Below are 18,553 nucleotides of genomic sequence, written 5' to 3'. Positions count from 1 at the left end.
GCCACGTCACGGTCGCTGGTGCGCGACACCGGGGATCGCCGGCGACCACCTCCGGTACCCGTCGGCGAGCCGCACCCCGTCGGCCGACGCCACCTCGACGTCGGTCCAGTGCACGAGGAACGACCCCCGGTGCCGCCACCGCAGGAACCGGGCGAGCAGCGCCGGCGCGTCCAGGCCGGTGCGTTCGTACCCGAGGAACGACGTCCCGGTCCGCGGGCTCACGAGCAGCCCGTGCACGCGCGGCGCGGCGAGCAGCCCGTCCACCGGCCCGTCGAGCACGAGCCGCACGTCGACGACGAACCCGAGCACCCGCCCGGAGGAGTCGACGACGGGGGCGTCGAGGAGGTCACCCAGGATCATGGCGGCCTCCGGGGATGCGTCCGATCACGTGGTCGCGGACCCAGCGCTCGACCCACAGCACGTCGAGCGAGTCGCCGTGCACGCCCAGCCGCACGGTGGTGCCGACGTCGGTGACGTGCCGCCAGTCGATGCGGTGCAGCCGGGACGCGGGTGGCCGGCCGCCGAAGATCCGGGTGGCGAGCACGGGGCCGGACAGCAGGGCGGTGACGAACACCGAGTCGGTCCCGGCCAGCAGCGAGGACCCCGGCGGCCCGATCTCCAGGTCGTCGACCGTCGCGACAGGGACGTCGTCGACGTCGAGGGTCTGCCGGTCGAGCAGGTGCAGGCGGGCGTCGAGCACGAGGCCGGCCGGCCGCACGGGCTCGGGCAGCGTCTCGTCGGGCGGGAAGGGCCGGGTGGACCGGCGCAGGCGCGGGCTCATGAACCGGCTCCCGTCACGATCATCAGCGGGATCGCCGCGAGCGACGCGACGACGATGACGACGAGGTACACGAGCGCGAGCGCGTTCGTCGCCCGGCCGTTGACGTGCTCGCCCATGTACTCCGGGTCGTTCGCCACCAGGAGGATCGGCAGGTAGGTCAGCGGCAGGGCGATCGCGGAGAACACGACGGAGAACTCGGTGACCCGGATGGGGTCCACGCTCGTCATGAGCACGCCCACGGCCACCAGCATCGCGACGATCATCGTGAGGTGGAAGCGGGCCGCCTGCGCGGGGCGGCGGAACTTGCCCCACGACCAGCCGAAGAACTGGGCGAGCGTGTAGCCGCTGGACAGGCCGGTCTCGAGGGCGGCGCCGAACGTGGCGGCGACGATCCCGACGATGACGACGGCCAGCGCGAGCTTGCCGCCCGCGAGCGCGACGGGCAGCACGATCTGCGACAGCGAGGACACCTCGATCGCCTGCGGCAGGAAGACGATCGCGGCGCAGGCGGCGATGGCCACGGACAGCACCCCGCCGAACGGGAACCCGACGAGGACGTTGATCCGCGACTCGGCGATGTCCTTCGCGGTCCACCTCTCCTCGCGGGCGCCGGACGAGAAGAAGAACACCTCGTACGGCGTCATCGCGGCGCCGAACAGGGCGATCGCGTAGTACCAGTACGACGCCGCCCCCTCCTCGGCCGGCACGGTGGGAGACAGCGCCTGCGAGCCGAGAGAAGCCCAGTCCGGGCCGAGCAGGAACACGGCGACGGCGAACACCACGAGCGTCAGCCCGAGCAGGCCGGTGACGTTCTCCATGACCGAGAACTTCGTGCGCCAGATGACGAGCCACACGGCGAGCCCGGCGACGGGGATCCACAGCCGCGGCTCGACGCTGCTGGCGAGCTGCAGGGCCAGGGCGATGCCGCCGACCTCGGCGGTGAGCGTGAGCAGGTTGATGAGGAACGACGCGACGAGGTTCGCGCCGGCCGTCCGGGGGCCCAGCCGCTCGCGGATGATCTCGAACGTCGCCCGCCCGCTCACGGCCGCGACCCGCCCGGACATCTGGGCGAACAGGCAGATCCCGACGACCCCGACGAGCACGACCCACGCGAGCGTCAGGCCGAACCGGGACCCGACGACGGCGTTCGTGACGAGGTCCCCGATGTCGAGGAACCCGCCGATGGCGGTGAGGATGCCGAGCGCGACGCCGAGCAGCCGCTTCATCGGCCCGCCGCCGCGTCGAGCTCGCTGCCGAGGTCGTCGAGCCGCTGCGCGCTCGCGTCGAGGTCGCCGCGCACGCGGGCCCCGTCGCCGACGCCGTTCGCCCAGTCGCGGGCCCGGGTCACCGCGACGGTCGCCTCGCTGACCGCGTCGAGGGCCTCGTCGCGCCAGGCCGCGCCGCGTGGTCCGCCGGGCACCAGGGTGCTGATCGCGAACGACGCGTCGGCCAGCACGTGCACCGAGTCGTCGATCGCGGTGTCGACGACCGTGGCGGGGGCGCGGTCGGTGCGCAGCAGGCGGGCGGCGAGCCGGGTCGTCTCGACCGCGGACGTCGCCTCCGCCACCGCGCCGCCGAGCGTGGCGGCGTCGGACGTGGGCGCGGACGACGAGCCCACCGCGCAGCCGCTGACCAGGGCGAGCGCGGCGAGCGCCGGCACGACCCGGGTCCGCAGCACGGACGCATCGTCCTGCGTGGCCCGGCGTCCCGCACCAGGAAGGCCCCGGATGCGCCCGTCGCGCAGGGATGCCAGCGTGGGTCGGATGACGAGCGCACCACGACCGGCAGCGGCGGCACCCACGACCCGGCCCGGGACGATCGGGGGTCGCGGATGAGGGTCGTGGTCGTCGGCGCGAGCGGCAACGTCGGGACGGCGCTCCTGCGGCGGTTCATGACCGACCCGACCGTGACGTCGGTGGTCGGCGTCGCGCGGCGCGTCCCTCACGGCCTGCCCCCGCTGCCGTACCGGATCGCGTCGTGGGTCGCGTGCGACCTCGGGGAGGGCGTGCCCGACGAACCGGTCGTGGCGCGCCTCACCGACGTGTTCGCGGGCGCCGACGCGGTGGTGCACCTCGCGTGGGCGGTCCAGCCGAGCCACGACCGCCGGCGGCTGTTCGACGTCAACGTGTCGGGCACCCGGCGGGTGCTCGCGGCGGTCGTCCGGGCCGGCGTGCCTCACGTCGTCGCCGCGTCGTCCGTCGGGGCGTACTCGCCGGCGCCCGACGACGTGCCGCGCGCGGAGGGGTGGCCGACGGACGGCGTCCGGTCGTCGTCGTACTCGCTGCACAAGGCCGCCCAGGAACGCCTGCTCGACGAGACCGAGGCGACCCACCCGGGACTCGTCGTCGCGCGGCTGCGGCCCGCGCTGGTGTTCCAGCGCGACGCGGGACACGAGATCACGCGGTACTTCCTCGGCCGGTTCGTCCCCCGTGCGCTGCTCGACGGCAGGCTCCCGGTGCTGCCGTGGCCGTCGGGCCTGCGGCTGCAGGCGGTGCACGCGGACGACCTCGCCGACGCCTGCCGGGAGGCCGTGGTGCGGCAGGTGCGGGGCGCGTTCAACGTCGCGGCGCCCGGGGTGCTCCGTGGTGAGGACGTGGCCGACGTGATCGGCGCGGGTGCGGTGCGGGAGGTCGCACCCTCGACCGTGCGTGCCGCGCTCGCCGCGGCCTGGCACGCCCGCGCGGTGGCCGTCGGGCCCGGCTGGCTCGACCTGGCGCTCGCCGCCCCCGTGCTGGACACCGCCCGCGCCGAGCGCGAGCTCGACCTGCGGCCGCGGTGGACCGCGGCCGACGCGATGCGGGAGGTCGTCGACGGGATCGTCGCCGGCGACGGCACCGCGAGCCCACCCCTGCTGCCGAGGCGCCTGACGAGGCATAGTGCGTCGCATGGCTGACCCGACCGCGCCCGACCGGCACGTCTACGGCGACCCGCTCGCCCCCGTCACCGTGCTGGAGTACGGCGACCTCGAGTGCCCGTACTGCCGTGCGGCGTCCCCGGTGCTGCGCGAGCTCGTCGACACGTCTGCGGGACGCGTGCGGCTCGTGTGGCGGCACTTCCCGCTGTTCGAGGTGCACCCGCACGCGCTCGCCGCGGCGCTCGCGTCGGAGGCCGCCGCGACGCACGGGCTGTTCTGGGAGATGCACGACGACCTGATGAGCCACCAGGACCGCCTCGCCGAGCGGGACCTGCGCGCCGCGGGCCGCGCGCTCGGGCTCGACCCCGACGACGTCGCGGGCGACGCCGCCCAGCGGTTCGCCCGCGCGGTGCAGGACGACTACGCGGCCGGCGTCGCGGCGGGCGTGACGGGGACCCCGACGATCTTCGTCGGGGGAGTGCGCTACACCGGGCGGCCCGAGCTGCGGCGGCTGCGGGAGGCCGTCGACCAGGCGGTCGCCGCGACGGCCTGATGCGGCACGATGACCCGATGACCTCCTCCACCCCACGGACCGCCCTCGTCACCGGAGCCGGGAGGGGGATCGGCCGCGGCGTGGCGCTCGGGCTCGCCGCCGCCGGGTACGCGGTCGGCCTCGTCGGGCGCACCCGCAGCCACCTGGACGCCGTCGCCGAGGAGGTCGCGGCGCACGGCGTGCCCGTGACGGTCGCCGCCGCCGACCTCGTCGACGTCACCGCCGTCGCCGACGCCGTCGCGCGCGTCGAGGCGGGCCTCGGGGGCATCGGCCTGCTGGTCAACAACGCGGGGGTCCTCGAGCGCGCCGAGGTGCCGTTCGGCGACGACGACGTCGACGACATGTGGCGGGTCGTCGAGACGAACGTGCGCGGGCCGATGCTCGTCACGCACGCGGTGCTGCCGGGCATGCTGTCCCGCGGCGGCGGCCGCGTGCTCAACGTGAACTCGGGGTCCGGGCACAACCGCGGCACCTCGTACACCGGGTACGGCATCAGCAAGGGCGCCCTGGCCCGGTTCACCACGCTGCTCGACGCCCAGTACCGCGAGCGCGGCATCCGCGTCCTCGACCTGGCCCCCGGCGTCGTCGCCACCGACATGACGAGCGGCATGCCGCTGCACGCGGAGCGCACGCAGTGGACGCCGGTCGAGGACGTCGCCGAGCTGGTCCGCGCGTTCGGGGACGGCGAGCTCGACGAGCTGTCCGGCCGGTTCGTCCGGGCCGGGGCCGACACGGTCGCGTCGCTGCGGGCGGCGGCCGCACGGATCGTCGAGCAGGACGTCCGGCGGCTGAGCCTGAGCACCTTCGGGCCCGACGACCCGCTGGCCTGAGCCCCGGTACCTGGCGCTGCGGCCGGTCACGCGCCACCATCGGGCGATGGACCTGTCCCCGATCACGCTCGAGTACCACCTGCGGTGCGCGCCGGGCCCGGCGTTCGACGTGTACGTCCAGCAGATCGGTCGCTGGTGGCACCCGGACTACTCGCTGGACCCCGCCGGGTTCGTCGGCGCGACGATCGAGCCGTGGGTCGGTGGGCGGGTGCTGCTCGAGGACGCGACGCGCGGGGCGCTGCAGTGGGGCGAGGTGCTGGAGGTGCGTTCCGCCGCCCGGCTGGTGCACTCCTCGACGCTCGGCCAGACGCGCGAGCACCCGTCACGCATCACCGTGACGTTCCAGCCGGGGGCCGAGGGCGGCACGCTCATGACGTTCGAGCACGCCGGCTGGACCGAGGAGAACGCCGTGGACCGCCGCAAGTTCACGGAGTGGCCGCGGATCCTCGACCGGTACGCGGCGCTCGCGGACGCCGCCTGAGCGTCTGGGCGCGGGCGTCGGCGCGCGGGGTCGGCGTCAGGCGGGCGACCGCCACGGCAGCGGCGGCAGCGCGGGCGGGGGACCGACCGACGCCGGGGAGCACAGCGGCAGCTTCTCGCCGAGCCACCGCAGCAGCACGGACCCGAGCACCGCGGCGGTCAGCGACCCGGCGAGGACGCCGATCTTCGCGTCCGAGAGCTGGGCGGGGTCGTCGAACGCGAGCTGCGCGATGAACAGCGAGATCGTGAACCCGATCCCGGCGAGCACCGCGCCGCCCAGCAGGTGGCCGTACCGGACACGGCCGGGCAGCTCGCCGAGGCCCATCCGGATCGCGAGCGTCGAGGCGCCCGTGATGCCGATCGCGTTGCCCAGCACGAGCGCCACGGCGACGCCGATGCTCAGCCGCGAGTGGACGGCGGCGCCGAGCGTGTCGACGTCGAGCCGGATGCCCGCGTTGGCCAGGCCGAACAGCGGGACGACGACGAAGGCGCTCCACGGGTGCAGTACGCGCTGGAGCCGGTCGCTGGTCGGGACGGCGGCCCGTGCGGCGAGCTCGGCGAGGTGCTCGCGCTCGGCGGTGGTGTCGTCGACGAGGTCGCCCGCGTAGGCGGGCACGGCCTCGACCTGCTCGCGCTGCGGCACGGTCGCGGGCACGAGGAGCCCGACGAGCACACCGGCCAGGGTCGCGTGCACGCCGGACGCCTGCACGGCGAGCCACAGCACGAGCCCGGCCAGCACGTACGGGGCGAGCTGCCACACCCGCAGCCACCGCATGACGAGCATCCCGGCCACGACGACCCCCGCGAGCGCGAGCGCGGCGCCGTCGACGTCGTCGGTGTAGAACACCGCCATCACGGTGATCGCGCCGATGTCGTCGACGATCGCCAGCGTCAGCAGGAACAGCCGCAGCCGGTCCGGGCAGGCGGGCCCGAACAGCGCGAGGATGCCGACGAGGAACGCCGTGTCCGTCGACATGACGACGCCCCAGCCGTGCGCGGCGTCGGTGCCGCCGTTGAACGCGAGGTAGATGAGCACCGGCACGAGCAGCCCGCCGAGGGCGCCCAGCGCCGGGACGGCGACGGTCCGCCTGTCGCGCAGCTCGCCGCTCGTGGCCTCCCGGCTGATCTCGAGCCCGACGACAGCGAAGAAGACCGCCATCGCGGCGTCGTTGACCCAGTGCTGCAGGTCGAGGTCGAGGCTCCACGTGCCGACGTGCACGCCCGCCGTCGTGGTCCACAGGTCGTCGTACGCGCTGCTCCACGGGGAGTTCGCCCAGACGAGCGCGACGACCGTCGCTGTGAGCAGCACGACGGCGGAGCCGGCCTCCGTCGCGAGGAAGTCCCGGACCGCGGGGTTGAGGCCGGGCACGCGGACGCGCAACGCGGGTCCAGGAGTGGTGGGGGGCGCCGCCATGCGGTCCAACGTCGCAGGTCAGCGCCCGGCGTGCAACGCCGGTCCGGGCCGGGCGCCGCCGAGCGTCAGAGGTGCTTCTCGGGGTCGCCGCGCAGCTCGGCCACGTGGTCGGGCACGTACGTCGACAGCTCGCGCGGCGGCCGGACGTAGCCCTTGGACGCCGCCGGGCGGTCCGGCAGGACGACCTTGTCGTGCGGCACGTCCGTGTACGGGATGGTCGACAGCAGGTGGCTCATCATGTTGAGCCGCGCCGCCTTCTTCACGTCCGACTCGACGATGTACCACGGGCTCGCCGGCACGTCCGTGTGCACGAGCATCTCGTCCTTGGCCCGCGAGTACTCCTCCCACCGGGTGATCGACTCCAGGTCCATCGGCGACAGCTTCCACTGCCGCACCGGGTCGCTCAGCCGCGACCGGAACCGGCGCAGCTGCTCCTCGTCGGACACCGAGAACCAGTACTTGCGCAGCAGGATCCCGTCCTCGACGAGCATCTGCTCGAAGATCGGCGTCTGCCGCATGAACTGGCTGTACTCCTGCGGGGTGCAGAACCCCATGACCCGCTCGACGCCCGCGCGGTTGTACCAGGACCGGTCGAACAGCACGATCTCGCCGGCCGCGGGCAGGTGCGCGACGTAGCGCTGGTAGTACCACTCGGTCTTCTCGCGCTCCGTCGGCGTGGGCAGGGCCGCGATCCGCACCTGCCGGGCGCTGAGGTACTCCGTGATCCGCTTGATCGTGCCGCCCTTGCCGGCCGCGTCGCGCCCCTCGAAGATCACGACGATCCGCGCGCCGGTGGCCTTGGCCCACAGCTGCACCTTCACGAGCTCGGCCTGCAGACGGAACAGCTCGGCCTCGTAGACGTCGTTCGGGATCTTGCCCTGCGCGCGCCGGTCGTCGCCGGACCTCTTCTTGCCGTGCCCCTTCGCCATGGTCGGACGTTACCGCTGGTTGGCGCCTCAGCGGACGTCCGCGGCCGCGTCCCGACGACGTGTCCCGAAACGGGCCACACCGGACAACGCACCGCGCTACGTTCTCGCTACCTGCCGGGTCGACGGTGACGCGGCCGAGACAAGGGGTGGCCGTGCGCACACGCAAGTCGTTCGTCGTCGCAGCGTTCCTCGGGCTCGTCCTCACGGCGGCGGTGCCGCAGGCGGCGGTGGCCAGCCCGACCCCACCAGGCCCCACCACGGCGGACCCCGCGAAGTCCTGGCCGGCCGGGGTCGACGCGCGGTTCATCCAGAACCAGCAGGATCTCGACGCGCTCAAGACCTGGATCATCGACCAGCCCGGCGTCGCGTCCAGCGGGTACGTGGACCAGGTGCACGACTCCGCGCACCGGGCGGTGACGCTGCTCTGGCACGGCACGGACGAGCTGCAGCGCCGGGCCGTCAAGGAAGCGGGACGGCGCGGGATCACCGTCACGGTCGAGCAGCGTTCGCACTCGCTGCCCGAGATCGTCGCCGCGTCGAACGCGATCCTCGACCGCGCCGACGAGCTCGCCGCGTCCGGGTTCGTCGTGCAGGACGTCGTCGGCGTCCAGGCGGGCGTCGACGGGATCGTCGTCGAGGGCACCGCCGTCGCGCCGGCCGCGACGAGCCGGAGCCAGGCCGCCCCGTCCGCGGCCGCGGCGACGACCGCAGCACCGGCCCCGGCAGCCGTGGCCGCCTCGATCACCGACCTCCCGGTGACGTTCGTGTCCGACGTGTCGACCGCCGTGGCCTCGGGACGGAACTCCGACACCAGCCCGTTCTACGCGGGCGGCTACATGATCTCGGGCAGCGAGGTGTGCTCCGCCGGCTTCGCGCTGAAGATCGGCGGGTCGAACAAGATCACCACGGCGCGGCACTGCATCCCGTCGGGCTCGTGGAAGGCGCGCAGCGGCACGGCGTCGTACGGCTCCATCTCCAAGAACGCGTCCGACGGCGCCTTGAGCGTGCTGACCGGATCAGGTGCCGGCCGCACGTTCACCGCGGGCATCGGGTCGACGAACACCCTGCCCGTCGTCGGCTACTCCGACGTCGGCATCAACGACTACGTGTGCACCAGCGGCGGAAACTCCGGGCAGCACTGCGGCGTCAAGGTCACCGCGATGAGCGTCTCGTTCAACGACGGCACCGGCCACGGGAACGTGAGCACGATCAAGGCGGTCGCCGACAGCGGCATCTCCGTGATCCAGGGCGACAGCGGCGGCCCCGTCTTCATCAACAAGGGAGCGGGCGTCTCCGCGGTCGGGATGATCCAGGGCCTGCAGAACGGGTCGACGAGCGGGTGCGGCACGGTCGTCGACAGCGGCAACCTGTGCTCGAAGACCGTCCTGTTCTCCTCCATCCACACCGTGCTTCTCTACGGTGGCCTGAGCGCCACGCTGGTGACGAGCAGCTGACATGGGCAGCCGGGCACGACGGAGGACGACGGTGGACATCGGGTGGGTGAGGCCCGCAGCCCTCGTCTGCGTGGTCGTCGTCGTGCTGGCCGCGTGCGGGACCGGGTCGGGCGCGAGCCCGACCCGGTCCGGGCAGTCCCTCTCGTGCGGGGACGGGGCGGGCTCCGCGCCGTCCCTGTGCGGCACGTTCGTCTCCGTGTCCGGGACCGACGGCGGCGCCGACGTCGCCTGGTTGGCGTCGGACCCGCTCACTGTCGAGGTCGACGCGCGGGACGGCTCGGCGACGCTCGCGGTCGCGACCCCCTGCAACGCGATCGACGTCCCCGTCGAGGTGACCGGCTCGACGCTCGTGCCCGACGTGGAGAACACGACGGTCGGCGCGAAGGGGTGCCTCGGCGAGGCCTCCGCACAGGAGGCGTGGACCCGAGCGCTCGTCGCGCAGCCCCTGACGTACGAGCTCGACGGCGACACCCTGACCCTGTCGACGCCCGACGCCGCGGTCGTCCTCGAGCGCCGCCCCTAGCCCGTCCCCCCGGGCTGCCGCCCCGAAGACCTCACAGTCGCCCCCAGCAGTCGGTGCGCGAAAGGTTCCACCCGCGCAACCTCCCCGATCGGCCGGTCGAAACATCGGTTGCCTAGCGTCGCCGTTGTCCGAGCCCCACCCGATCTGCCGGAGGTCTCCATGGCGACACCGCTCGTGACCGCCGACGCCGCCACGGCGTCCCCCCTCGTCGACGCGCCCGTCGCGCCGGGTCAGCTCACCACCCGTCCGGGCCGTTGGATCGACGGCTGGAACCCCGAGGACGAGGGCCAGTGGTCCTCCGTCGGGAAGCCGATCGCCCGCCGGAACCTCGGCCTGTCCGTGTTCGCCGAGTTCCTCGGCTTCGGCGTCTGGGCGCTCTGGAGCGTCGTGGTGCCGCAGCTCGCCTCGGCCGGCTTCGCCCTCACCGTCGACCAGCAGTTCTGGCTCATCGCGCTGCCCATCCTCGTGGGCGCCACGCTGCGCATCCCGTACACGTTCGCGGTCCCGCTGTTCGGCGGCCGGAACTGGACGATCGTCTCCGCGCTGCTCCTGCTCATCCCCACGATCTCGCTCGCGGTCGCGGTGCAGAACCCGGGCACGTCGTTCGGCGTGCTGCTGGGCGTCGCGGCGCTCGCCGGTCTCGGCGGCGGCAACTTCGCGTCGTCCATGGCGAACATCTCGTTCTTCTACCCGGAGAAGGAGAAGGGCCGCGCGCTCGGCTTCAACGCCGCCGGCGGCAACATCGGCACCGCCGCGGTGCAGATCGCCGTGCCCCTGATCATCGTCGGCGCCGCAGGGGTGCAGCTCGAGCGCGCCGGTCTGATGTTCGTCCCGCTCGTGCTGATCGCCGCGCTGCTGGCCTGGCGGTTCATGGACAACCTGTCGCACGCGAAGTCCGACCCGCGCTCCTACGGTGCGGCGACCCGCGTCAAGCACACGTGGATCATCTCGTTCGTCTACATCGGCACGTTCGGGTCGTTCATCGGCTTCGCCGGGGCGTTCCCGACGCTGCTGAAGAACCAGTTCCCCGAGGTCACCCTCACGGTCGCGTTCCTCGGGGCGCTCGTCGGGTCGGTCGCCCGGCCGCTCGGCGGCATCCTCGCCGACCGCCTCGGCGGTGCGCGGGTGACGATCGGCGCGTTCACGGTCATGGGTGTCGGGACGGTGTGCGCGATCTTCGCCCTGCGCGCCCACTCGTTCGGCGGGTTCCTCGCGTCGTTCCTCGTGCTGTTCGTCGCGACGGGTGCCGGCAACGGGTCCGTGTACCGGATGATCCCCGCGGTGTTCCGGCACGGTGCCACGGACGACGCCGACCGCGCCCGCCGGGCCAAGGCCGCGGCCGGGTGCCTCGGCATCGCCGGTGCCATCGGGGCGTTCGGAGGGTTCCTCGTGCCGCGCGGCTTCGCGGTCTCGACGACGGCGACCGGCAACATCCAGGCGGCGCTGTGGGTCATCGTCGGCCTGTACGTGGTCATGTCCCTGACCGTGTGGGCCGTGTACCAGCGGCGTGGCTCGGCGTTCGGCTCGACCGTCATCTGACGACCTGCCCGACCGCGCGGCGGCACCCGAGGTCCGGGTGCCGCCGCGTCGTCGTCCTCGGACGCCGGCTCAGCGCACGCTCACCCGCACGTCGTCGTACCCGGTCGCACCGTCGGGGACCTCACCCAGCACGACGCCCGTCTGCGGGCCGTCCGGGTCGAACGCCCGCACGTACAGCCGGTGGTCGCCGCTCGGCGCGTCGGGCCACGTCCACGACCACTGCCGCCACGAGTCGATGCCGCCGTCGGCCGCGAGGGTCACGTCGTTCCACGCGCCGTCGTCGACCCGCACCTGCACCCGGGTGACCCCACGGTGCTGCGCCCAGGCGGTCCCGGCGACGACGACGTCCCCGGCGTCGACCGTCGAGCCCGTGCGGGGGACCTCGATGCGGGACTGCGTCTTCACCGGGCCGCGCTCCGACCAGCCGCGGTCCGTCCAGTAGGCGGTGGCGTCGGCGAACCGGGTGACCTCGAGGTCCACGACCCACTTCGTCGCCGACACGTACCCGTACAGCCCCGGCACCACCATCCGCACCGGGAACCCGTGCTCGATGGGCAGCGGCTCGCCGTCCATCCCGACGGCGAGCAGCGAGTCCCGGCCGTCGGTCAGCGCCTCCAGAGGCGTCGACGCCGTGAACCCGTCCGCGCTCGTCGACAGGACCATGTCGGCGTCCGCGTGCGGCTGGGCCCTCGCCATGACCTGCTGCAGGGGGAGGCCGAGCCAGCGCTGGTTCCCGATGAGGTCCCCGCCCACGGGGTTCGACACGCAGCACAGGGTCACCCATGCCTCGACGAGGTCGCTCGCCAGCAGCTCCGCCCACGTCATCGTGAACGGGTGGTCGACGAGCCCGTGGACCTTCAGCGTCCACGTCTCGGGGTCCACCTGCGGGACCACGAGGGCGGTGTCGATCCGGTAGAACTCGGGCGGCGGCGTCTCCCACGGCTGGACCCCGTCGACACCCACGTCCACGCCCGCCGGTACGGGCGGCGCCGTCCTCGTGGCGGCGGGGAGCCGGATGGCGGCGCGGGCCGTGGTCGCGCCCCGCGTCGCCGCCGTCAGGGCCCGCCCGACGAGCACCGCGACGAACCCGGCGCCCGCCGCGACCGCCCCGGCCTGCAGGAACCCTCGCCGCGTCGCCCCCGGCCGGGTGCTCGCGGCTCGGGCGGCCTGCTCGTCGGGCGCGGGGATCCTGCGGATCAGTTCGCGCAGCGTCAGCAGCCCCGCGATCGTGCCGACCACGCTCGGCGCCCCGGCCAGCACCCCTGCGTCGGGCCGTCCCGTCGCGGCGAGCGCGGCGACGGCGCCCAGCACGACGACGAGCGTCGCGCCCCACGCCCACCGCCGGGCCGCCAGGATCCCGGCGAGCGCGCACAGCCCCGCCACGACGAGGACCTCGCCGAGCCGCAGGACCGCCTTGTCGTTCGTGCCGAACGTCGACGTCGCGAAGTCCTTGAGCCACGCCGGCGTCGCGTCCACGAACGCCGCCCCGACCGCGTTCAGCGGGTCCGACGACGGGCCGGTGACGATCGCGACCAGCGACCCGACGCCCACCGTGACCAGCCCGGCGGCCAGCCCGGCGAGCGCGGACAGCCACGTCCAGGTCCGTCGTGTCATCAGCCCTCCGCCCGTCCGGCCCATCGTGCGCTCTCACCGGGGGAAACGCACGGAACGGCCCGCCCCTTCCGTGGTCGGGGCGGGCCGCTGCGTGCGGGACGTCAGTTCGAGGTCGCGGCGTGCCCGTTGTGCGACGGGGTGGCCGCGGGAGCGGCCAGCTGCGAGACGAGCTGGGTCACGTCGAGGCCGGTCGTGGCCTTCACGATCTCCTGGAGCTGCGTGAAGTTGTTCGCCACCGCCTTCGGGAGGGCGGACGCACCGTCCGTCGACAGGACCGTCAGGCTGTCGATGTTGCCCATCGGCGCCGCCAGCTCCCGGGCGATCTGCGGCAGGACCTCGAGCAGGCGGTCGGTGATCGCGGCCGAGTTGAACTGCGCGTACGCCGCCGCACGCTTCTCGAGCGCCTCGGCGTCGGCCGAACCCTCCGCGAGGGTCGCCGCGGCGCGGGCCTCACCCTCGAGACGGGTCGCCTCGGCTGCCGCCTTGCGCAGCGCGAGCTCACCGGCGGCACGCTGCTCGGCCTCCAGGCGAGCGCCCTCGGCCTGCTTGATCGCCGTGGTCCGGTGAGCCTCGGCCTCCTGCTCGGCCTGGTAGCGCGCGGCGTCGGCGGGGCGGCGGACGGTGGTGTCGAGCTCGCGCTCGGTCAGCGCGGCCTGCCGCTCGGCGACGAGCTCCTGCTGGGTGAGGATCTCCTGCTGGCGGGCAGCGACCTCGAGCGGGCCGGCGGCGGCCGACTGGGCCGTCGCGCGGTCCGTCTCCGCCTTGATCTCCGACTCCCGCAGCTGCAGAGCGCGCTGGTAGTTCGCGACCTCGGTGGCGACCTCGACGCGCTTCTGCTCCGAGAGCCGGTGCGCCTCGGCCTCGGCGATCTCGGCCTGCCGGCGGATCTCGGCGGCGGACGCACGACCCATGTCCTGGATGTACGTGCCGGCGTGGTCGCCGACCTCCTGGATGTGGAACGTGTCGAGCTTGAGGCCCTGCTCCGAGAGCGACGTCGTCACGTTCTCCAGGACCTTCTGCGCGAACGACTCGCGGTCCCGGATGACCTGCTCGACGGTCAGCTGCCCGACGATCGCCCGCAGCGCGCCGGAGAGCTCGTTCGTGACGAAGTTGTCGATCTCCTCCTGCTGCGCACCGAAGCGCTGCGCGGCGGCGCGGATCGCGACGTCGTCGTTGTTGACCTTGATCGCCGCCACACCGCGCACGTTCAGCGCGATGCCCTGCGACGACGGAGCCCCGTTGACCTCGACGGTGATCCGGCGCGACGACATGTCGAGCACGGACAGCTGCTGGACCAGCGGGAACACGAACACGCCACCACCGGTGACGACCTTCTGCCCTGACAGGTCGCCGGAGGTCTTGCCGCGCCGACCGGTGACGATGAACGCCTCGTTCGGCTTGGCGACGCGGTACCGCTTGGCGATCGCGAAGGCCAGGATGACGACGACCAGGGCCAGGCCTGCGATGCCCAGGACGGGCGTGGATGCGAAGAGCACGGAACTCCTTCTTGTCTCGGTGACGGGCGTCGAGCGCCCGGTGGGTCAGCGGGCCGGATCAGCCCTCGCGGACGACCTTCACGACGCCGGGGCCCAGCAGCGTGGCGATGCGGACGGTGGAGCCGTTCGTGATCGGCTCGGCCGCGCGGGCCGCGATCGAGGTCGACTGCCCGGCCAGGACCAGGTGCACCTGGCCCATCCCGTCGGCGGGGATCGACGTGGTCACGGTGGCGACCTGGTCGACGTAGTCGGCGGCGGAGAGCTGGTGCGCCGTCGGCCCGTTCGCGAGCGCGCGGGTCACGACCGCGGCGCCGCCGCCGACGACCGCACCGGCGCCGAGCCCGGCGAGGGCGGCCATCAGCATCGAGACGTCGGTCGAGGCGAGCAGGATCGCGCCGGTCAGGCCGAACGTGGCGAAGAACGACAGCACCGCCTCCGACGACAGGAACCCGTCGCCGAGACCGATCGCGTCGAACGTCCCGTCGAGGAAGTCCCCGACCAGGACGGTCACGAGCAGCAACGCCAGCGCGATGCCGGCGATGGCCACGAAGATCAGCACGCTCACCCCAGGGCTCTCAGCGCGGAGAGGTTCTCCGCCCGCACGTCGGCGCGCCAGTCGCTGTCGTCCGACACCGCGGGTGGCACCCGTGCAGATCGGGGCAACCGTAGCGGTCGCCGGGGGTCGCCCACCGGGGATTCACCCACGTGCGCCGGGTGGCCTGCGTCAGAGGTCGGGTGAACCGATCGACGCGGGGACGTTCGTCGCGTGGCCCGCGTCCCGGAGCGCCTGCCGCACGCGCTCCGCCGCCGCGTCGAGCTCGGCGGCCGGCACGTCCGTCCGGGCGTTCCGGAACGACAGGCTGGCCTCGTCCCACGCCGGCAGGACGTGCATGTGCAGGTGCGGCACCTCGAACCCGGCGACCAGCAATGCGGCCCGCGGGGCGTCCCAGGCGGTCTGCTGCGCCCGGCCGATGACCTTGGCGACCCTCGTCAGGTGGGCCAGCAGGTCGTCGTCCGCGTCGGTGAGCTGGACGACCTCCGCCCGGGGGACCACGAGCGTGTGCCCGTCGGTGATCGGCGCGATCGTCGTGAACGCGACGACCACGTCGTCCGCCCACACGAACCGGCCGGGGATGTCGCCGTCGATGATCTTGGTGAAGAGCGTGGCCATGCGGCCACGCTATCGGCGGCCGGCCGGGTGTCAGGACGGGGACGCCGACAGCGGTGCGCCCCGCAGGGCGTCCTTCAGCTTGATGCGGCCGCCCGAGTGGAGGACCGCGTTGGAGTACACCCGGCCCGCGAACCACACCAGCACCGGGATGAGGGCCAGGCACAGGGCCGCGGCGAGCAGCACCTCCCAGAGCGCGACGGCGTCGAGGGCGATGCGGATCGGCATGAGGAACGGCGAGAAGAACGGCACGTACGACAGCCACACGATGAGCGGGTTGTCGGGGTCCCAGGGCGCGATCGAGATGCCGATGATGTACGGGATGACCATCAGCCCGATGACGGGCGAGATGACGGACCCGACGTCCTCCTGCCGCGAGACGAGCGAGGCGAGCGCGGCGAGGACCAGCGCGTACATCGCGAACCCGATCGCGAACCACAGGACGGCCCAGATCGCCGTCACGCCGAGGTTCAACGACGACGAGTCGACGAGCCCGAAGGCGAAGGCCGTCACCACGCCGGAGCCGACGACGGCGACGATCTGGATGAGCCCGATGATGCCGATGCCGAGGACCTTGCCGGCCATGAGCTGCCAGGGCCGCACGGTGGCGAGGAGGAGCTCGACGACGCGGCTGGACTTCTCCTCGACGACGCCCTGGGCGACGAGCTGCCCGGCGGTCATGAGGGAGAGGAACAGCAGGATCCCGGCGATGTAGCCGGCGATGATCTGCGCGCCGTCGACGGACGGTGCAGGTTCGAGCGACGTCACGACCGGTGCGGCCGACGCGATGTCCGCGGCGACGGACGCGGGGTCGCCGCCGAGGTCGGTCACGGCCGAGCCGAGGGCGAGCTGCTGCGCGAGCGGGCCGAAGACGGCCGCGCCGGTGTCGCCGAGCGTCTGCTTCACGACGACGGTCAGCTCGGGGGTGGTCGACGTGACGAGCGCGTCGAGGTCGCCGGACCTCAGCAGGTCGCGGCCGGCGGCCTCGGAGTCGACCTCCCGCGTCTCGATCGGGACGCCGACCGCACGGCCGGTCGCGACGAGCTGGTCGGCGACCCCGGCCGCCTCCGACGTCAGCCCCACCTGCTGCGGGGGAGTCTCGCGGTCGGCGAGCAGGCCCGCCGCGACTCCGCCGAGCACCACGGCCGCGACCAGGGCGACGGTCGTCCAGACGAAGGCCTTCGACGTCAGCCGGAAGCGGATCTCGCGTCCGGCGATCATCCGGATCGCGGCGCCCGGGCTGATCTCCAGGGAGCCGTTCATGCCGACACCTCCTCGAGCTCGGCGGCCGGGGTGGCCTCGGTGGTGACGACGTGCCGGTACAGCTCGACGAGCGTCGGGCGCTGCCGGGCGAACTCGCGCACCGGCCCGGCGGCGAGCGCGGCGCGCAGGAGCTGCTGGTCGACGTCGTCGGGGGCCGACGGACCGACCGCGACGACGGTCCGCGAACCGTCCGACGACACCACCCGGGCGCCGGCGACGGAGGAGGCGAACGCCGACGGCGGCCCGTCGACCACCCACGCCCGCTCGTCCGTCTGCCGCAGCTCGTCGATCCCGCCGACGGCCACCATCGACCCGGCCCGCACGATCCCGACCCGGTCGCACAGCCGCTCCACGAGCTCGAGCTGGTGCGACGAGAACAGCACCGGGACCCCCTGCGCGGCCTGGTCGCGCAGGACGCCGCTCATGACGTCGACCGCGACCGGGTCGAGCCCGGAGAACGGCTCGTCGAGCACGAGGATCTCGGGGTCGTGCACGAGGGCCGCGGCGAGCTGCACGCGCTGCTGGTTGCCGAGCGAGAGCTTGAGCACCTCGTCGCCCCGCCGCTCCTCGACGCCGAGCGTCTCCGTCCAGCGCTCCATCGACCGGCGGGCGGCGGCGGCGTCGAGGCCGTGCAGCCGCGCGAGGTAGACGAGCTGGTCGGCGACCTTCATCCGCGGGTAGAGGCCACGCTCCTCAGGCATGTACCCGATGCGGCGCCGGATCGCGTGGTCCACGGGCCTGCCGTCCCAGGTAACCGTGCCGGCGTCGGCGGAGAGGACCCCGACGGCGATCCGCATGGTCGTGGACTTGCCGGCGCCGTTGGACCCGACGAACCCGAAGATCTCGCCGCCGTGCACGTCGAACGTCATGTCCCGCAGGGCACGCACCGTGCCGTAGGACTTCTCGAGGGAGGAGATGCTCAGAACGGTCACGAGATCGATTCAACCAAACGGGTCCCGACCAGCGACATCGTTCTTCAGGACCGTTCCTGGGCCAGCTTCTGGAGGGCCAGGACGGTCCTCCAGTTGCGGGCGGTCCCGACCCGGCCGGCGGCCTTGGACAGCACGGGGAGCGTGAGCTTGGACCGCCCGATGCCGTCCGGGTAGTACGCGTACGTCTCGCGGCCGTGCCAGATGACCGTCTCGTTCCCGTAGACGGACGCGTCGAAGGTCCGGATCGACGCGACGTCCGGCACGCCGTCCCAGCAGTACACGACCAGGTGCGAACGATCGCTCTCCGCCTCCGCGCGGAACGGCAGCGCCCGCACGACCAGCTCCCACTCGGCGGCGGTCCGCGCCACGACCGGCACCGCGAACCCGTACTGCGACTCGAACGCCGCCGACAGCCCGGCGGCCACGTCGTCGGGCGACGCACCGTCCGCGGGCACCAGCACGAGGTTCCCGCTGTTCACGTAGGTCACGACCTCGGTGTGGCCCAGCGACGTCGCCACCGCCTTGAGCTCGGCGGACCTCACGGTCCGGCTCCCGACGTTCACGGCCCTGAGCAGGGCGACCACAGCAGTCATGCGCCCACCGTGCCAGCCCCCACCCACACTCACACGCCCACCACGCCAGATGTGCGGACAACGTTCCTTCGGGGTAACGGACCGGCGACACCGCGCGAAACACGCGCTTCCTACCGTCGGACTTGCCCTC

The 18,553-nt window shown here is 73.4% G+C and carries 20 protein-coding genes; 7 read left to right on the top strand and 13 right to left on the bottom strand.

The features are described from left to right. Positions 1–6 precede the first annotated feature (6 nt). Genes Cch01nite_RS18430 through Cch01nite_RS18415 form a run of 4 tightly spaced genes read right to left on the bottom strand, consistent with a single transcriptional unit; the run spans position 7 to position 2,459 of the window. A complete protein-coding gene (locus Cch01nite_RS18430; protein WP_203757948.1) occupies positions 7–360 on the bottom strand; it encodes a PRC-barrel domain containing protein in 354 nt (117 codons plus the stop codon). Continuing rightward, positions 347–781 carry a hypothetical protein gene (locus Cch01nite_RS18425; RefSeq protein WP_239071025.1) on the bottom strand — a complete coding sequence of 145 codons (435 nt, stop codon included), beginning with the start codon at positions 779–781 and terminating at the stop codon, positions 347–349. Before Cch01nite_RS18425 ends, Cch01nite_RS18430 begins: the two co-directional genes overlap by 14 nt. After that, a complete protein-coding gene (locus Cch01nite_RS18420) occupies positions 778–2,007 on the bottom strand; it encodes an Nramp family divalent metal transporter (protein ID WP_203757947.1) in 1,230 nt (409 codons plus the stop codon). The genes Cch01nite_RS18425 and Cch01nite_RS18420 overlap by 4 nt, the downstream gene beginning before the upstream one ends. Then, positions 2,004–2,459 carry a hypothetical protein gene (locus Cch01nite_RS18415; RefSeq protein ID WP_203757946.1) on the bottom strand — a complete coding sequence of 152 codons (456 nt, stop codon included), beginning with the start codon at positions 2,457–2,459 and terminating at the stop codon, positions 2,004–2,006. The genes Cch01nite_RS18420 and Cch01nite_RS18415 overlap by 4 nt, the downstream gene beginning before the upstream one ends. 153 nt (positions 2,460–2,612) lie before the next feature. Here Cch01nite_RS18415 and Cch01nite_RS18410 point away from each other — a divergent pair, with 153 nt between their 5' ends. Genes Cch01nite_RS18410 through Cch01nite_RS18395 form a run of 4 tightly spaced genes read left to right on the top strand, consistent with a single transcriptional unit; the run spans position 2,613 to position 5,499 of the window. Beyond that, on the top strand, positions 2,613–3,674 hold the full coding sequence (locus Cch01nite_RS18410; RefSeq protein WP_203757945.1) for an NAD-dependent epimerase/dehydratase family protein: 1,062 nt from the start codon (positions 2,613–2,615) through the stop codon (positions 3,672–3,674). Next, the gene (locus Cch01nite_RS18405; protein WP_203757944.1) at positions 3,667–4,188 is read left to right on the top strand and encodes a DsbA family protein; all 522 of its coding nucleotides are present in this window, start codon (positions 3,667–3,669) and stop codon (positions 4,186–4,188) included. Before Cch01nite_RS18410 ends, Cch01nite_RS18405 begins: the two co-directional genes overlap by 8 nt. 17 nt (positions 4,189–4,205) lie before the next feature. After that, complete coding sequence (locus Cch01nite_RS18400; protein ID WP_203757943.1) at positions 4,206–5,018, top strand: SDR family NAD(P)-dependent oxidoreductase; 813 nt, start codon at positions 4,206–4,208, stop codon at positions 5,016–5,018. A 46-nt stretch (positions 5,019–5,064) separates the two neighbouring features. Beyond that, on the top strand, positions 5,065–5,499 hold the full coding sequence (locus tag Cch01nite_RS18395) for an SRPBCC domain-containing protein (protein ID WP_203757942.1): 435 nt from the start codon (positions 5,065–5,067) through the stop codon (positions 5,497–5,499). A 36-nt stretch (positions 5,500–5,535) separates the two neighbouring features. On the opposite strand, the gene nhaA is transcribed toward Cch01nite_RS18395, so the two are convergent. Continuing rightward, complete coding sequence (gene nhaA / locus Cch01nite_RS18390; RefSeq protein WP_203757941.1) at positions 5,536–6,912, bottom strand: Na+/H+ antiporter NhaA; 1,377 nt, start codon at positions 6,910–6,912, stop codon at positions 5,536–5,538. A 65-nt stretch (positions 6,913–6,977) separates the two neighbouring features. Further along, positions 6,978–7,841: a polyphosphate kinase 2 gene (gene ppk2 / locus Cch01nite_RS18385; protein ID WP_203757940.1), complete on the bottom strand. Its 864-nt coding sequence runs from the start codon at positions 7,839–7,841 to the stop codon at positions 6,978–6,980. 152 nt (positions 7,842–7,993) lie between these two features. Between ppk2 and Cch01nite_RS18380 the strand changes: the two genes are divergently transcribed. From Cch01nite_RS18380 to Cch01nite_RS18370, 3 genes are all read left to right on the top strand, one after another. Further along, complete coding sequence (locus Cch01nite_RS18380) at positions 7,994–9,295, top strand: chymotrypsin family serine protease (RefSeq protein ID WP_203757939.1); 1,302 nt, start codon at positions 7,994–7,996, stop codon at positions 9,293–9,295. A 46-nt stretch (positions 9,296–9,341) separates the two neighbouring features. Further along, the gene (locus tag Cch01nite_RS18375) at positions 9,342–9,818 is read left to right on the top strand and encodes an META domain-containing protein (RefSeq protein WP_203757938.1); all 477 of its coding nucleotides are present in this window, start codon (positions 9,342–9,344) and stop codon (positions 9,816–9,818) included. 159 nt (positions 9,819–9,977) lie between these two features. After that, positions 9,978–11,357: an MFS transporter gene (locus tag Cch01nite_RS18370; protein ID WP_203757937.1), complete on the top strand. Its 1,380-nt coding sequence runs from the start codon at positions 9,978–9,980 to the stop codon at positions 11,355–11,357. Positions 11,358–11,426: 69 nt separating this feature from the next. On the opposite strand, the gene Cch01nite_RS18365 is transcribed toward Cch01nite_RS18370, so the two are convergent. The 7 genes from Cch01nite_RS18365 to Cch01nite_RS18335 form a co-directional block, all read right to left on the bottom strand. Next, the gene (locus Cch01nite_RS18365; protein WP_203757936.1) at positions 11,427–12,971 is read right to left on the bottom strand and encodes a molybdopterin-dependent oxidoreductase; all 1,545 of its coding nucleotides are present in this window, start codon (positions 12,969–12,971) and stop codon (positions 11,427–11,429) included. A gap of 101 nt (positions 12,972–13,072) precedes the next feature. Continuing rightward, complete coding sequence (locus tag Cch01nite_RS18360) at positions 13,073–14,467, bottom strand: flotillin family protein (protein ID WP_203757935.1); 1,395 nt, start codon at positions 14,465–14,467, stop codon at positions 13,073–13,075. A gap of 58 nt (positions 14,468–14,525) precedes the next feature. Then, entirely contained in the window at positions 14,526–15,032 is a 507-nt protein-coding gene (locus tag Cch01nite_RS18355; protein ID WP_203757934.1) for an NfeD C-terminal domain-containing protein, read from the bottom strand. A 159-nt stretch (positions 15,033–15,191) separates the two neighbouring features. Then, complete coding sequence (locus tag Cch01nite_RS18350; protein WP_203757933.1) at positions 15,192–15,638, bottom strand: HIT family protein; 447 nt, start codon at positions 15,636–15,638, stop codon at positions 15,192–15,194. Between the two features lie 30 nt (positions 15,639–15,668). Beyond that, positions 15,669–16,898, bottom strand: a complete 1,230-nt coding sequence (locus Cch01nite_RS18345; protein ID WP_203757932.1) for an ABC transporter permease — start codon at positions 16,896–16,898, stop codon at positions 15,669–15,671. Continuing rightward, positions 16,895–17,830: an ABC transporter ATP-binding protein gene (locus Cch01nite_RS18340; protein ID WP_239071023.1), complete on the bottom strand. Its 936-nt coding sequence runs from the start codon at positions 17,828–17,830 to the stop codon at positions 16,895–16,897. Before Cch01nite_RS18340 ends, Cch01nite_RS18345 begins: the two co-directional genes overlap by 4 nt. 44 nt (positions 17,831–17,874) lie before the next feature. After that, positions 17,875–18,423: a DUF1697 domain-containing protein gene (locus Cch01nite_RS18335; protein WP_203757931.1), complete on the bottom strand. Its 549-nt coding sequence runs from the start codon at positions 18,421–18,423 to the stop codon at positions 17,875–17,877. Positions 18,424–18,553: the final 130 nt, after the last annotated feature.

It is taken from the genome of Cellulomonas chitinilytica (assembly GCF_016862675.1).
Lineage (GTDB): Bacteria > Actinomycetota > Actinomycetes > Actinomycetales > Cellulomonadaceae > Cellulomonas > Cellulomonas chitinilytica.
This window is presented reverse-complemented; position numbering and strand designations above follow the sequence as displayed.